Below are 14,145 nucleotides of genomic sequence, written 5' to 3'. Positions count from 1 at the left end.
TCGCAGTAACGTGCATTGCGCTCTCGGCATGGAGCGCGAGTGAGGACGGCTCCGATGCATCAGCTAGCCCCGAACACCGGGGCCGTTCTTTCGATCGAGACCCTGTCTCATGTTCAAGTTCGATCACATGGACGGCGTCGAGTGGGGCCTTGCAGGTTTGGCGCTCATCATCATCGCTGCCGGCGTAGTGGCTTTTCTTCTGATCGATTGAAGTTTGCAGAGGGGAATTAGAACGCCCCGCTGGTTCCGCTATGCGGAACACCGTGCTTTTACGGAATCCTCAAATACTGTGGAAAAGTGTAAATAAATCCTTGCCGGGGGCTAGGATTTCATCCCGCAAACGTTTTTCGAGAATTTTCCTCGGTCAGGGGCCGTTGCCGCGACGCGGCCCCTTTCTAATTCGGCGGCGTGGCGAACGGCTTCAGCATCGACCTCCAAGGGTGCTGGGGCCGTTTCCTTTTCCATTGATGCAGTTGCGTGCGCGCCACGCCGGCGATCAGGGCCACAAGCGACACTACCGTAGCGGGCGCCCCTCGGCGTCCCTACTCCCTGAGCTTCTTCTCGATATAGGAGTTGACCGCTTCAGCGAAGGTGCGCCGGTCTCCGATGACCGCGCTCAATTGAGCAAACACGTCCTGCTGGATGACCCGCAAGCCGCTCTTGCGCGCCCCGGGCAACGTCGCTTCCCAATACTCGTCAATGGCGCGCTCTGCCAACGGGACCTGGGTTGGATCACCCTTGGCGATCAGTCTGCGCAATATTCCCAGACAAGTGTCCAAGTGCGGCATGGCCGCGAATATGCATTCTGATTCTAGCGCTTGTCATTCAGGAACTCCGTTCACCCACGGAGAACACCGGACCGGCGCGATTGCTCCGAAGTGCGATTGCTGTGTTCAAGATGTCGAAAAACAACCCCATGCAAAGGAGCCAGCGGCGGCTGCCGGCGTTCGACATTGCCGCTGTCGACATTGCCGCTTGACACGTCGGGCAACTCAGCGGTACTCTTCCATTATTCCGAAATCGCGTCGGCTGCGCGTGGTGACCTCCCGCCGTAAGCGGAAGGTGAGCGCGCCTGTGGCGTCAGCTCACCCGAAAGCTGGGCGATACTATACTTGCCGTACCCAGTCAGGGGACGCTACCATGAGTAGCACCGGGGATCGTATGGCGCCCGGCTTGGGGGCCTATGGCGGTGTGACAAGCTGCGCACCCGCCCGATCTGAGCAAACCAATTGCGATGGAGGTCCCCATGCTTCCGAAGGCTGAAACGGCGTATTTCGCGATTGCCGATATCTCCGGTTACACGAGTTTCCTCGCGGCCGTCGAACTCGACCATGCGCAGGACATCATCGCGGATTTCATGGACACGGTGGTGAAAGGGCTGCGTCCGCCGTTTCGCCTTGCCAAGTTCGAGGGCGATGCCGCGTTCGTCTACACCACTGCCGGGAACGTCGACGGCTCGCTGCTGCAGGACGCGATCGAGGGCGCCTATTTCAAGTTCCGCCGGCGTCTGCGCAGCGTTCGCCAGGCCTCGACGTGCGAGTGCCAGGCCTGCGTCGCGATGGGCGATCTCGATTTCAAATTCGTGGTCCATCACGGCGAGATGGTGAAGCAGAAGATGGGCGGAAGAGAAGAGCTCGCCGGGCGCGACGTCATTCTGGTCCATCGGCTGCTCAAGAACACGGTCGCCGAGAAGGTCGGCGGGCGCGCCTACGTGCTGTACAGCGAGGCGGCGATGCGCGCCATGGGCGCCGACCCGGTGGCGCAAGGTCTCATCGCGCATCACGAAACCGTCGACGTCATCGGCGACGTGACGCTGTGGGCGCGCGATCTCGACGCGGCCTGGCGCGAGGAAGACGCGCAAGTTCGCAACGAGGTGACGCGCGGCGACGCATACGCCACGTTGGAGTTCGATATCGCCGCGCCACGGGAGACGGTGTGGGAGTATCTGTCGGTGCCCGGGCAATGGCGGAAATGGTGGGACGCCGACGACATCACCGAGGAGTCGGGCAAGGGGCGGCGCGGCGTCGGCACCAGGAATCACTGTGCGCACGGCAACCATACGAACATCGAGGAGACGCTCGATTGGCGCCCGGTCGATTACTATACGGTCGGTATCACGCTGCCGATTCCCGGCGCGCCGAAGATCGTGATGACCCGCGCCCTGCTGGACGGTCCGGACGGAACGACGCATTTGGAACTGCGGGTCGCCAAACCGAAGCCGAAGGACAAGGCTTTCGTCGACGGCGCCGCGGCCAAATTCGCCGAGCGGATGACTGCGGGGATCGCTCGCTTGCGGACCATGGTCGAAGGCAGGCAGTTTGCCTCAAGCACCGCGGTGGAAGAGCCGACGATGCAACCATCGACCGGGCGCTTCCTGACCGAGCCGGTCAAATCGGGCGCGCAGCGCTGAAGGCGACGGACGCTAAAGCGCGATGAGATCAGGTTGAACCATCATCGCGCTTTAGCTCTTTGTTTGAGCACGATCTTTTCGGAAAACCGCTTCACACTTTTCCGGATCATGCTCTAGTCCAGAGCATGATGAGATTAGGTTAGGTTGGAGGGAGCGGCAGCGAAGGTTCACCTCTCCCTTGGGAGAGGTCGGCGCGCAGCGCCGGGTGAGGGGTTGAGGCCTCTCGTTAGAGCTGCGGCCCCTCACCCGATTTGCTGCGCAAATCGACCTCTCCCCGTCGGGGAGAGGTGGAGCGAACCCGCGGTCAATCCGATTCAACCTAACTTCATCCCGCTCTACCCCATCAGCCCGAGCCGGCTGGCGCCGATATAGAGCGCGAGCACGGCGGCGTTGGAGACGTTGAGGCTCTTGATCTCGCCGGGCATGTCGAGCCGGGCGACGGTGCGGCAGGTCTCGCGGGTCAATTGCCGCAGGCCCTTGCCTTCGGCGCCGAGCACCAGCGCCAGCGGCTGCTGCAATTCGACCTTGCCGAGATCCTCCGCGCCCTCGCTGTCGAGGCCGACGGTCTGAAACCCGCGGTCGTTGAGCTCGGTCAGCGCGCGCGCCAGGTTCTGCACGGTGACAACAGGCACCAGCTCGAGCGCGCCGGAAGCGGATTTCGCCAGCACGCCGGTCGCCTCCGGGCTGTGGCGCGCGGTGGTGACGATCGCCTTCACGGCGAAGGCCGCGGCAGAGCGCAGGATGGCGCCGACATTGTGCGGGTCGGTGATCTGGTCGAGCACCAGCACGATGCCCTCCAGCGCCAGCGTATCGATGCCGGGCGAGGGCAGGGGATCGGCTTCCGCCAGCAACCCTTGGTGCACGGCATCCGGGGTGAGTCGGCGGTCGAGGTCGCCGGGGCGCACGATCTCCGGCGCGACGCGGGTCTTGATATTCTCGTCGGCGAGTCGCTTGGCGGCGTTTTCGGTCAGATAGAGCTTGCGGATCCGGCGCTCCGGGTTGGCGAGCGCGGCCGACACGGTGTGCCAGCCGTACAGAATCACCGGGCCGTCGGAACCGGAATCGCGCTCCCGCCAGGCCGGCGGGCGGGCGAATTTTGCCCCTTTTTGGAAGGGTTTACCGCCCTTGCTTCGGAAACTGGGTTTGCGCTCGCGATCGCTCATGTGAGGCTTGTGTCACTCCTGTCGCAGAATGGCAATTTAACCAGCAAATTGGCGGCCTGCTTGGTTGACTTTGACCGTCCCCATCGCCCATAACGGCGCCCGACCGCGCACCCGAACCGGGCCCTCGCGGTTATCAGCGTCATTTCGATGACCCGGTCCGCCGCCACTCGCGCGGCCGGTTCGGCGCTGTTGGACGGGGGAGTGTCCCGAGTGGCAAAGGGAGCTGACTGTAAATCAGCCGCCTCATGGCTTCGCAGGTTCGAGTCCTGCCTCCCCCACCAGCCTTCGCTCGCTTCGCGAGCTACGGCTGGGCAAGCCGGCAAAACTCCATCGTAGCGAAGTGAGCGAAGGCTGCCGCGCCGAAGCCCGCAGGGCGTAGGCGGGCCGTGTCCATGGGTAACGATCCGGCAGAGCGATGACGATTCTCGCCTGCCAGAGCTGGAACGAGCGCATGTGGTCAGACGGCGGACCGATCGATCCGTCGCCGACGATCGACCGGGCCGTCAACGGCGGATGAGGCGCCGCGGCTGCCGAAGGGCTTCAAGACCGTCGTGGACAGGAAGGGCTGGCGACACCAGCGGGATGCGCTGTCGTGTCTGAGTAGGACATGCGCCGCCCGAACTGCAGCAGCGGTCTTTCCAGGGCAAACCACGATACTGTCGCTGCGGAGATTGAAACGACCAAAGCGGCGCAAGTCACAAGGAATTGCGGCGCGGTCGCGATATCGGCTGTCCCGCCGAAGATGAGTCCGTGCATCACACCGTTGATGGGCTGGTGGATCAGATAGAGGCAATACGAGATCGTGCCAAAGCCCACCAGCACTCTGGACCGGAGAAACATCGGCGAGCGTCGTCCCTGCATGATGAGCAGGATGCAGTACGCGAACAGAGCTGCCATGAACGGCCAGACAGCATAGAGCGCACTGCGCGGTGCGAACGCGGCGACGGCCACGACAACCGACGTTGCCGCCAGCGGTATGATCAGCCGAACAATCTCCGGAAGCTTGACGCGCTGCCGGACGATGTAGGCGGAAAACACTCCGATCAGGAGAACAGGGCTGCTGTAGAGCAGCGGTCCCGCACCGCGCATCTGGAAGCCGTCCCAGCCGAGAAGGACGCTGGCCAGATAGCAAGCCACGATGCCGCCGACGATCGACGGCAGCAGCAGACGGGCCGGCAGCAGGAACACCAGCAACGGCGTGAGAAGGTAGAATTGCTCCTCTACCGCGAGCGTCCATGTCGGACGCAGCCAGATCATCCCGAGCGAGCCACCGAAATTCTGGGTAAAGGTGAAATAGGAGAGGGCCGGAAACGGCTCGTCAATCCATGGCGCCGGGCCGTAGAGATGGATGAAGCCCAGCGTTGCGGTGATCGTCAGGAAATACACAGGCAGGATGCGCAGGGCGCGTCGCGCGTAGAACACCCTGAAGAAGTTCGGGCTGGTGTTGTGCTCCAGGATGATCGATCCGATCAGGAATCCGGACAGCACGAAAAACAAGGTCACGCCCGGCCACCCGAACGTGAAGACGACAATGCCATGCTCCACCTCGCCGAAGTAGTGAGCGATGACGACTGCGAGAATCGCAATCCCCCGCATTCCATCAAGCTCCGGGATGCGCGCCGGGCTTGAAGTTTGACGATCCGCTGGCTGTGCAATATCCGATCCGCGAAACGCGGTTTCAAATTTGTTCATGGGCCCCCGCCCGCCGAGGAAATGGCAGAAGGCTACCACTGCGATTGCGGCGAGCAACCAGAAAGCGACGGCTCCCGGCCGAAGGCTACCGGCACCCGCTGAGATTCCCTGCAGACCCCAGCAATTTCAATGGGGAGGAGAGACTGTCAATCAGCCGCCTCATGGCTTCGCAGGTTAGAGTCCTGCCTCCCCAACCAGCCTTCGCTCGCTTCGCGAGCTACGGCTGGGCAGGCCAGCAAAACTCCATCGCAGCGAAGTGAGCTAAGGCTGTCGCGCCGAAGCCCGAGGGCGCAGGCGGGCTGTGTCCGCGCGCAAGACCGGCTTAGAATCTCTTCGTAATTCCAAGGAAACCCTCTGTTTTAGGGCGCCTGATCTTGATGCCTACTGTCGGGTCCGCGCCAACGATCTGCTGCTCCAAGAGCCGAGTGAACAGTTCGCGCATAGTGTCGAGAAAATTGCGCGCGGCCGAGGTGTCGACGATCTGCGCTCAATAGCTTCTGATCGCCAATTTTAGCGCGGGTTTGGCCAGCCGGTCGGGCGAAGAATGAGATAAGGTCAACTTCTAATTATTTCGAACCTTTTTGGTGCAACATGACAAATTTCAGTGGCGTTTATGAAGTCCCCGGAATCAAGTTGCTCGTCCAAGACAAGGACATGGCGTGTTGGTTTGCGTCGGCAATGATGGTCTTGAATTGGAAGGAGCAATACCGGCCCGGCAAAGCTTATCAATGTTCTGCAGTCGATCGAGCAACTATCGATCTGTATAGGGCAAACAAGGGAATCCAGAATCCTCAAATTATTCCGTTGGCGAGGAGATTGGGCCTGGTTCACGTGCCGCCGATGTCGCCAACTATTGACGCCTTGGCCGGCTGGTTGCGAAGCTATGGCCCTCTGTGGACAAACGGCAAAAAGCACATCGTGGTCATAGCCGGACTTCGCAAGACGTCGCGCGGCGGCTACGAAGTCAAGGTATACGACCCCTGGCCAGGAATTGGAGTAGGCTGGCGCACTCTTTCCGGCTGGTATACCGGCTTTGATGCTGGTCAACAGGTATCTAGCTCGAGGGACGCCGGTGCGGACGTAGAAGCTGTATTTCTGCATGCTCCATAGTTCGACCGATGTGACTGGTGACGGTTTCTGGCTAGAGGCGAGCGATTTGCTCGTCCGAGAGCTTTCCGGGGTGTAGCTGTCGCGCCGAAGCCCGCAGGGCGTAGGCCGGGCTGTGTTCGCGAGCAATGCCTGGCTTCGCGAGCTACGGCCCGGCAAGACAGCCCAACTCCCTCGCGGCGCATTTGCCTGCGCCCCCTGTCCCTTGCCACGCCGTTGATTCAGATCAAAACTTGCGTTTGCGGGCAGCCAAGATTGCGGGAACAGGAGCATGAGCGCCTGTCTCTCTTTTTCAGCGGCCCCCTCCCGGCCGTGCCCTCAACCCCGATCGCGAGACTGGAATGCCCGATTGCATCAAGCGCGCCGTCCTCTCCGCCGCAGTTCTGCTCGCCGTGTTCGCAGCAGGGAGCCCGCCTGCGCGCGCGCAGACCCTGAAGGCCGTCAAGGAGCGCGGCATCCTCAGGTGTGGCGTCGGGCAGGGGTTGCTGGGCTTTTCGAGTCAGGATGACCAAAGCAACTGGCGCGGCCTCGATGTGGACATTTGCCGGGCGGTCGCGGCCGCGGTGCTTGGCGATCCTGCCAAGGTGACGTTCGCGCCGCTCGACGCCGCAAGCCGCTTCAGCGCTTTGCAATCCGGCCAGATCGACCTGCTCTCGCGCAATTCGACCTGGACGATGTCGCGCGAGACCTCCCTCGGGCTGATGTTTGCCGGCGTTGCCTATTTCGACGGCCAGGGTTTTCTGCTGCGGCGGGACAGCGGAATTGATACGGCCCTGCAGCTTGGCGGCAAGACGGTCTGCACGCAGACCGGTACGACGAGCCAGCTCAACGTCGCGGACTATTTCCGCGTCAACGACATGCCGCTGAAGGTGCTGGCGCTCGACACTGTGGAAGAGAGCCGCAAGGCCTATGATGACCGCAAATGCGACGTGCTCACCAGCGACGTTTCGCAGCTCTACGCCGAGCGCCTCAAGCTCGCGGCACCCGACAGCCACGTGATCCTGCCGGAAGTGATCTCGAAGGAGCCGCTCGGGCCGGTGGTCCGGCAGGGCGACGATCAGTGGTTCAACCTGGTCAAGTGGACGCTCTACGCGCTGATCAACGCCGAAGAACTCGGCATCAAATCCTCGACGATCGACGATGCGTTGAAATCCTCCGACCCGAACGTCCGGCGCCTGGTCGGAACCGAAGGCGAGTTCGGCCTGCAACTCGGCCTCTCGAACGACTGGGCCGTGCGCGCGGTTCGCGCGACCGGCAACTACGGAGAGATCTACGAGAGAAATGTCGGGACGCAATCCCGGCTCAGCGTTCCGCGCGGGCTGAATGCGCTCTGGACCAAGGGCGGGATCCAGTACGCGCCTCCCATCAGGTAGTTTTGGGGGTATCCATGGACGTGGACTACTATTCGCTGCTGTCGAAAGCCGTTGCAGGCAAGGACGTCGCCGCGCGCGATCAGATCTACAAGGAGGCCTACGAGATCATCAGGCGGTCCCGTCTCGCGCCCGAGGCCGCCTCGTCTCACGTGGCCGCGCTCGATGACGCCGTGCGTCGGATCGAGGACGAACTCGCCGTCGATGAAGGGAGGGGCGCGGCAGCACTCGACGAGGTGCTGGCGACGGGCAGAAGCTGGAAGCCGCTGCTCGCCGGGCTCTGCGCGCTGGTTGCCATCGGCCTGACCGCCGTGCTGTACGGATATGTCGCCGGCAAGCCCAAGGTCACGGCGTCAGCGGCGAAGATGGCCCGCGCAAGCGAGGACATCGTCATGGCGGACCTGAAGGCTGGCGTCGACGGCGGATCGAGCGGCGATGGCCTGCCATTCGCATTTCAGCGGCAGGTGGTGTTCTATCGCACCACCGTTGTTCCCGGATCGATCGTGATCGATCGCGAGAGCCGCTTCCTCTACCTGATCGATTCGAACAATTCCGCGCGCCGCTATGGCATCGGGATCGCGCAGGAATGCCTCAAGGGGGGCAGCTTCTTTCGCGTCACCAACAAGTTCGAATGGCCGGAGTGGCGGCCTGCAGGCGCAAATACCAAAGACGCCGACGCGCTGCTCGCATCGACTGGCAAGCCCGGCAGTCCGCTCGGTGCACGCGCGATGTTGCTGGACAAGCCCGGCCTGCTGATCCATGGCACGAATTCGCCGAAGACGATCGGCCATCTCGTCGCGTCTGGATGCATCCGCCTCGTCAACGACGATGTCGAGGACCTGTATCGGCGTGTTTCCCTGGATACGCGGGTCGTGTTCGTCAGCTAAAGCGCGATGAGATTTGAATCATCATCGCGCTTTAGCTGCTTGTTTGAGCATGATCTTTTTCGGAAAACCGCTGCGCACTTTTCCGGATCATGCTCTAGCCGGCGCTGATCGCGACACCGCCGCGACGTCCGCCACCCGGTGGTTCCGCCATTCCGGTGACGGCGATGGCCAAGCTCGGGTCTTGATCCATATCAAGCCTCGATTGCCATTCATTCCTCATAGTGCGCGGGTGCCCATGGAGGAGTGAGATGAACAGAGCACCACCCCGCGCCTTGATCCGCATGTCGGCAACGGCGGTCTCGGCCGCCTTGCTTGCGGTTGCCGCCAGTTGCGGCGCCCGCGCCGACGATTCCGCAAGCCTGCTGAAGGCGATGACCGAGTATACGGCGGCGCAGAAATCGATCACCGCGACGTTCGACAGCGACGTCGAGATCATCACGCCGGACCTGCAAAAAATCCAGTTCACCAGCTCCGGTCAGTTGCGAATGGCGCGACCCGACAAGCTGCGGATCAGGCGCACCGGCGGCTATGCCGATGTCGATCTGGCCTATGACGGCAAGACCGTGTCGCTCTACGGCAACAACGCCAAGGCCTATGTGCAGGCGGACGCGCCCGGCACGATCGACCAGCTGGTCGATACGATACAGGCCAAGACCAACGCCGCGCTTCCGGGCATCGATCTGTTGCTGTCCAATTCGTTCGACGTGCTGACGTCCGACGTCATCGAGGGCTACCATATCGGCCAGGGCGTCGTTGACGGCGTCGAGTGCGAGCATCTGGCGTTTCGCGGGCGGGATACGGACTGGCAAATCTGGATCCAGGCCGGCGCGCAACCGATTCCGCGCAAATATGTCATCACCAGCAAGACCGTGGCCGGCGCGCCGCAATACACGCTGCGGATCAAGGACTGGAAGACCGAGGCAATCGCCGACGCCGACGCCTTCGCCTTCAAGCCGCCGGAGGGCGCGACGAAGGTCGGGCTCGATTCCGATGTGATGGTCGAATTCGACGAAGTGCCTGCCGGCACGACCAGTGGAGCCAAGAAATGATCATTTCACTTCGCAAGCTGCTTCTGCTCCTCGCCGCCACGCTTGCCTTCGCGAGCGCATTGCTCTGGAACGGCAAGGCCGATGTCGGACAAGGGCTGGTGTCCACATCGGAAGCCCGGGTCGGGCGGCCGTTGACGCCGATGAGCTATGCCGGCGTCGCACGCCGCACCACGCGCCGCGCGGTCGTCTACGGCGGCGCCGCCGCAGCCGGCGCCGCAGCCGCCGGCGCCTATGCGGCCTCGCCGGGTTGCGTCCAGGTGACCAATGCCTACGGCCAGGTTGTCACCAAGTGCTGAGCTGGCCGCCTGATCAATCGTCTGCATCGGCTGCACCGCAGCTCGATAGCTCGTGAGATCGTTCGTAGAGGAGGACCTCCCATGCTTCGCCCTATCTTCGCTGCGCTGGGAATACTGGTTCTGACCGCCGCGTGTCTGGTTCCCGATGACGCCTATGCCCGTCGTGGAGGAGGCGGCGGCTTCCGCGGCGGAGGCGGTGGATTTCATGGCGGCGGGATGCGTGGCGGAGGCATGCATGTCGGCGGCGCAAGATACCATGGCGGCGGGTATCGGGTCGCAGGCCGCCCGCGGCCTGCACACCCGATCGCGGGGCGTCCGGGCTATCCGGGCCGGCCGGTCGCAGGTCGCCCCGGCCGTCCGGTCGCCGGCTACCCCGGATACGGCCGCGGCTACTATCGCCCCGGCTACGGCGCCGCAGCCGTCGGCGCCGCGGCTGCCGCCGGCGCGTATTATGGCGGCTATGGCTATTCCGGAAACCAAGGCTGCTATTACGATCAATACGGCCAAATGATCTGCCCGCAGTACCCGTACCAGTAGCGATCCGGCCGAGCGGTGAGGGATGGTTCGGCCGTCGCGCCGCAAGGTCTCGTTAACCAGAATCGGTCACGCTTCAGCACGACCGGATTGGATGGGTTCGCGCGCGAAGGTCGCTACGATCGTCATCGTGGCGGCCTTTCGTGTTTGCGTTTCCGGGGAGACCATCGATGGAGTATGGCGCTTTCACCGACGCGAGCCTGAAGATGATGTACGAGGCCGTGCGCGGCGCGCTCGAAGCCGACGATGCGTTCGAGGCCAATGGTGAGGAGCCGAAATTCCGGGTGCGGTCGACGGCCGAGTGGAAACGGCATGCCGGCAATCTCGAGACCGAGATGCTGAGGCGAGGGCTCCAGATCGACATCATCGACTGGACCGGCGGTCAGGGCGAGCTGCCGCTTTAGCCGGCGCCTTCAATCGGCTTGTTCCACCGCTTCACCCGGTGCACGCGGTCTCCGCCGACAGGTCGTCGGCATTCGGATCGGCGGCGGCGGTGGCCCAGGCCAGTTCGACCAGCGTCACGATGCGCCGGCCGGCGCCGTCGAGCTGGCAGACGATCAGGCCTTGCTCCTCGATATAGGTCAGAAGGTGCCGCGCGCGGCGCAGCGAGTGCGTGCCGTAGGCGCGGGCGATCGCCGCATCGCTCGGGCAGGGCCAGCCCTCTTTCGCCGCACGGGCAATCATCATGAAGACGCCCTGCATGTCGTCGGGCAGGATCGCGGCCCGCAGCAGCACGTCCTGCCACGCATCGTCTTCCGCCATGTCGGCGCCGAGCCCGGCGCGGGCCCGCGTCAGCATGCGGCGGAAATCGGCGAGTTCCGGCACCACGGCCCCCAGGCCCTCGATCCGGCAGCGGACCACGAATTCCTGGTAGAGCACGCCGATGGCGCGGAAGCCCGCATCGGGCTCCGCCAGAATGGCGCGCAGGATGCGATCCAGCCGCTCGCGCCGCTCCGCCAGTTGCTCGGCGCTGAGCGGCGGCTCTGCCGTGTCGGGTTCGATCTCCGGCGCCGCCTGTTTGGCCGCCATCAGCTGGTTGAGCAGATCCGGCGCCGGCCGGCGCTGCGGCCGCGCCGTCTCGGGCGGCGGGGCGGCGAGGATGATGGCGCGGGCGTCTTCCAGCGCGGCCTCGGGCAGCGGCAGCAGCCGCGGCGCCGCGTTGCGCGGCTGGGTGTCGGTCGGGCCGATGCGCAAGCCCAGCGGGCGGCGGGAGAGCGCAGGTCCCAGAGCCATGAATTGTCCGCGCTCGAGGTCGCGGAAGGCTTCGGCCTGGCGCCGCTCCATGCCGAGAAGGTCGGCGGCGCGCGCCATGTCGATGTCGAGGAACGTGCGGCCCATCAGGAAATTGGACGCTTCGGCCGCGACGTTCTTCGCAAGTTTCGCCAGCCGCTGGGTCGCGATGATCCCGGCAAGCCCGCGCTTGCGGCCGCGGCACATCAGGTTGGTCATGGCGCCGAGCGAGAGCTTGCGGGCCTCGTCGGACACTTCGCCCGCGATCGCCGGCGCGAACAATTGCGCCTCGTCCACCACCACCAGCATCGGATACCAGTGGTCGCGGGCGACCTCGAACATGCCGCCGAGGAAAGCCGCGGCGCGGCGCATCTGGTTCTCGGCGTCGAGCCCCTCGAGATTGAGCACCGTGGAGACGCGGTGGATGCGCACGCGCTCGCCCGCGGCCTGCAGGCTGCGCTCGGTATGGTCCTCGGCATCGATCACGAGGTGGCCGAAGCGCTCGGCCAGCGTCACGAAGTCGCCCTCGGGATCGATGATGGTCTGCTGCACCCAGCGGGCGCTCTGTTCCAGCAGGCGGCGCAGCAGATGGGATTTGCCGGAACCTGAATTGCCCTGCACCAGCAGGCGGGTGGCGAGCAGTTCCTCGAGGTCGATGGCCGCTGGGGCGCCGGCCGTCGTCTGCCCCATCTCGATCGCGACCGTCATGTCCCCGACTCAAACGCTGCTTGCGGAGAGGCGGCTTAACAAGCCGATCGCGCGCCGTCGAGCGACCCGCGACATCATCCCCAGGCACGACCGAACGCGGTCACCCCCGCAACGCCCGCCGCAGCACGCCGGCAAAATCCTGCGCCACCTGGGAGAGCGCTTCGTGCGTGGGGGAGAGGATGGCGATCTGGTACTGGATCCTCGGTTTGAACGCGCGGATAGTGAGGCCTTCGGTGAACGGCTTGCTCACCACGGGATCGACGATGCCGACGCCGCGGCCCTGCGCGACCAGCTGGCAGGCGGTCGAGAAGAATTCGGTCTCCGCCACCACGTTCCAGCGTGCGCCGGCTTCCGAGAAGGCGGAGGCGAGCTGCTGGTAGATCGGGTCGCCGCGAAACAGCGTGACAAACGGGACGCCATCGAGGTCCTTCGGCGTGATCTGCTTGAGTTTCGCGAGCGGATGCGCCGGCGGCAGCATGCACAGGCACTCATACGAGAACACCTCCATGTGCGAGGTCGGATAATCGAGCGGCAGCTCGGCGACCGCGAGGTCGAATTGCTGGGTCGACATCAGCTCGCGAACGGTCGCGGAATTGCGCGTGATGATCTTGATCTGCAGATCGGGCCGGTTGCGGGCAAACTGCGACAGCAGGCGCGGCAACAGGTTGATCGAAATGCTCGGATAGGCCGCGACCGCGAGGTGACCACGCCGGCCGGACCGGATCTCGGCGGCGACCCGGGAGGCATTTTCCGCGGCTTCCAGCGCCCGCGCAGCCTCGACATAGAACAGCTTGGCTTCCGGCGTCGGTTGCAGGCGTCCGCCGCGGCGCAGGAACAGCGTCAGGCCGGTCTCATGCTCGAGGCCGGCGATCATCGTGCTGATCCCGGGCTGCGACATGCCGAGCAGTTCGGCGGCCCTGGTCATGGTGCCGTGAAGCATCAGGGCGCGAAAGCATTCGAGCTGTCGGAGGCGCATGGGCGACTATACGATTAAGCTATAATGGGCACAACTAATATTATTGGAATTGCATGAGCGGCGATGCTCCGATGGCGCGACGAAGCCTAGAGGAGACACCACGTGACCGCAGCCGCCGCCGATCTCGCCCGCGCCCGCCTGATTCCTGCCCGCCACGGGATCGCGGCCCGCCTCAAGGCGGGAGAGACAGTCACCGTCGTCAACACGCACGGCAAGCAGGTCGTCGACACCTGGGCCTTCAATGCGCGCGATGTGAGCGAATTCATGTCGATGGAGCACAGCCGCGCATCGATGTTGCGGCTCATCCCCCGGGTCGGCGACACGCTGACGACCAACCGGCGCCGCGCGATCCTCACCTTGGTCGCCGACACCACACCCGGCATTCATGACACGCTGATCGCGGCCTGCGACATTCACCGCTATCGCCAACTCGGCGCCGCCGGCCATCACGACAATTGCACGCAGAACCTGGCGCAGGCGCTCGAGGCGGTCGGCCTGTCGGTCGCCGTGACGCCGGCGCCGCTGAACCTGTTCATGAACGTGCCGGTGACCGGCAATGGGGAACTCGACTTCCAGTCGCCGGTCAGTGAGGCCGGGCAGTACGTCGCGCTGCGTGCCGAGATGGACCTCGTCATCGTGTTCTCCGCCTGTCCTCAGGACATGGTGCCGGTGAACGACATGCACCCGACCGACGCCCATTTCCTGATCGCCTGACCTCGCGGA

At 64.1% G+C, this 14,145-nt stretch carries 14 protein-coding genes and 1 tRNA gene; 10 read left to right on the top strand and 5 right to left on the bottom strand.

All coding sequences use genetic code 11. The annotated features are described in order from the left end of the window. Window positions 1-542 precede the first annotated feature (542 nt). On the bottom strand, window positions 543-758 hold the full coding sequence (locus CI41S_RS19025) for a hypothetical protein (RefSeq protein WP_139861044.1): 216 nt from the start codon (window positions 756-758) through the stop codon (window positions 543-545). Between the two features lie 488 nt (window positions 759-1,246). Between CI41S_RS19025 and CI41S_RS19020 the strand changes: the two genes are divergently transcribed. Continuing rightward, window positions 1,247-2,410 carry a DUF2652 domain-containing protein gene (locus CI41S_RS19020; RefSeq protein WP_139861043.1) on the top strand — a complete coding sequence of 388 codons (1,164 nt, stop codon included), beginning with the start codon at window positions 1,247-1,249 and terminating at the stop codon, window positions 2,408-2,410. A gap of 335 nt (window positions 2,411-2,745) precedes the next feature. Here CI41S_RS19020 and rlmB read toward each other — a convergent pair whose 3' ends face one another. Further along, a complete protein-coding gene (gene rlmB, locus CI41S_RS19015) occupies window positions 2,746-3,573 on the bottom strand; it encodes a 23S rRNA (guanosine(2251)-2'-O)-methyltransferase RlmB (protein WP_139861042.1) in 828 nt (275 codons plus the stop codon). A 195-nt stretch (window positions 3,574-3,768) separates the two neighbouring features. Between rlmB and CI41S_RS19010 the strand changes: the two genes are divergently transcribed. Continuing rightward, a tRNA-Tyr gene (locus CI41S_RS19010) sits at window positions 3,769-3,854 on the top strand. 259 nt (window positions 3,855-4,113) lie between these two features. Here CI41S_RS19010 and CI41S_RS19005 read toward each other — a convergent pair. After that, window positions 4,114-5,265, bottom strand: a complete 1,152-nt coding sequence (locus tag CI41S_RS19005) for an acyltransferase family protein (protein WP_139861041.1) — start codon at window positions 5,263-5,265, stop codon at window positions 4,114-4,116. Between the two features lie 591 nt (window positions 5,266-5,856). Here CI41S_RS19005 and CI41S_RS19000 point away from each other — a divergent pair. From CI41S_RS19000 to CI41S_RS18970, 7 genes are all read left to right on the top strand, one after another. Continuing rightward, window positions 5,857-6,375 carry a papain-like cysteine protease family protein gene (locus CI41S_RS19000; protein ID WP_139861040.1) on the top strand — a complete coding sequence of 173 codons (519 nt, stop codon included), beginning with the start codon at window positions 5,857-5,859 and terminating at the stop codon, window positions 6,373-6,375. Window positions 6,376-6,725: 350 nt separating this feature from the next. Continuing rightward, window positions 6,726-7,745: an amino acid ABC transporter substrate-binding protein gene (locus tag CI41S_RS18995; RefSeq protein WP_244626601.1), complete on the top strand. Its 1,020-nt coding sequence runs from the start codon at window positions 6,726-6,728 to the stop codon at window positions 7,743-7,745. A 14-nt stretch (window positions 7,746-7,759) separates the two neighbouring features. Beyond that, complete coding sequence (locus CI41S_RS18990; RefSeq protein WP_139861038.1) at window positions 7,760-8,629, top strand: L,D-transpeptidase; 870 nt, start codon at window positions 7,760-7,762, stop codon at window positions 8,627-8,629. 248 nt (window positions 8,630-8,877) lie between these two features. Further along, window positions 8,878-9,678, top strand: coding sequence for a DUF2092 domain-containing protein (locus CI41S_RS18985; RefSeq protein WP_244626594.1), 801 nt, complete (start codon window positions 8,878-8,880; stop codon window positions 9,676-9,678). After that, window positions 9,675-9,974 carry a hypothetical protein gene (locus tag CI41S_RS18980; RefSeq protein WP_139861037.1) on the top strand — a complete coding sequence of 100 codons (300 nt, stop codon included), beginning with the start codon at window positions 9,675-9,677 and terminating at the stop codon, window positions 9,972-9,974. Before CI41S_RS18985 ends, CI41S_RS18980 begins: the two co-directional genes overlap by 4 nt. Before the next feature lie 81 nt (window positions 9,975-10,055). Beyond that, window positions 10,056-10,511 (top strand): hypothetical protein, encoded by a 456-nt coding sequence (locus CI41S_RS18975; protein WP_139484284.1) that lies wholly within the window; start codon window positions 10,056-10,058, stop codon window positions 10,509-10,511. Between the two features lie 167 nt (window positions 10,512-10,678). Then, window positions 10,679-10,912 (top strand): hypothetical protein, encoded by a 234-nt coding sequence (locus CI41S_RS18970; RefSeq protein ID WP_139484285.1) that lies wholly within the window; start codon window positions 10,679-10,681, stop codon window positions 10,910-10,912. A 31-nt stretch (window positions 10,913-10,943) separates the two neighbouring features. Here CI41S_RS18970 and CI41S_RS18965 read toward each other — a convergent pair whose 3' ends face one another. Continuing rightward, a complete protein-coding gene (locus CI41S_RS18965; protein WP_139861036.1) occupies window positions 10,944-12,446 on the bottom strand; it encodes an ATP-binding protein in 1,503 nt (500 codons plus the stop codon). A 100-nt stretch (window positions 12,447-12,546) separates the two neighbouring features. After that, window positions 12,547-13,422, bottom strand: a complete 876-nt coding sequence (locus CI41S_RS18960; protein WP_139484287.1) for a LysR family transcriptional regulator — start codon at window positions 13,420-13,422, stop codon at window positions 12,547-12,549. A 102-nt stretch (window positions 13,423-13,524) separates the two neighbouring features. Between CI41S_RS18960 and CI41S_RS18955 the strand changes: the two genes are divergently transcribed. Further along, window positions 13,525-14,136 (top strand): DUF1989 domain-containing protein, encoded by a 612-nt coding sequence (locus CI41S_RS18955; protein ID WP_139861035.1) that lies wholly within the window; start codon window positions 13,525-13,527, stop codon window positions 14,134-14,136. Window positions 14,137-14,145 lie beyond the last annotated feature (9 nt).

This window comes from Bradyrhizobium ivorense (assembly GCF_900696085.1).
Lineage (GTDB): Bacteria > Pseudomonadota > Alphaproteobacteria > Rhizobiales > Xanthobacteraceae > Bradyrhizobium > Bradyrhizobium ivorense.
The sequence above is the reverse complement of the archived record's forward strand: the minus strand, read 5'-3'. Positions and strand labels throughout refer to the sequence as shown.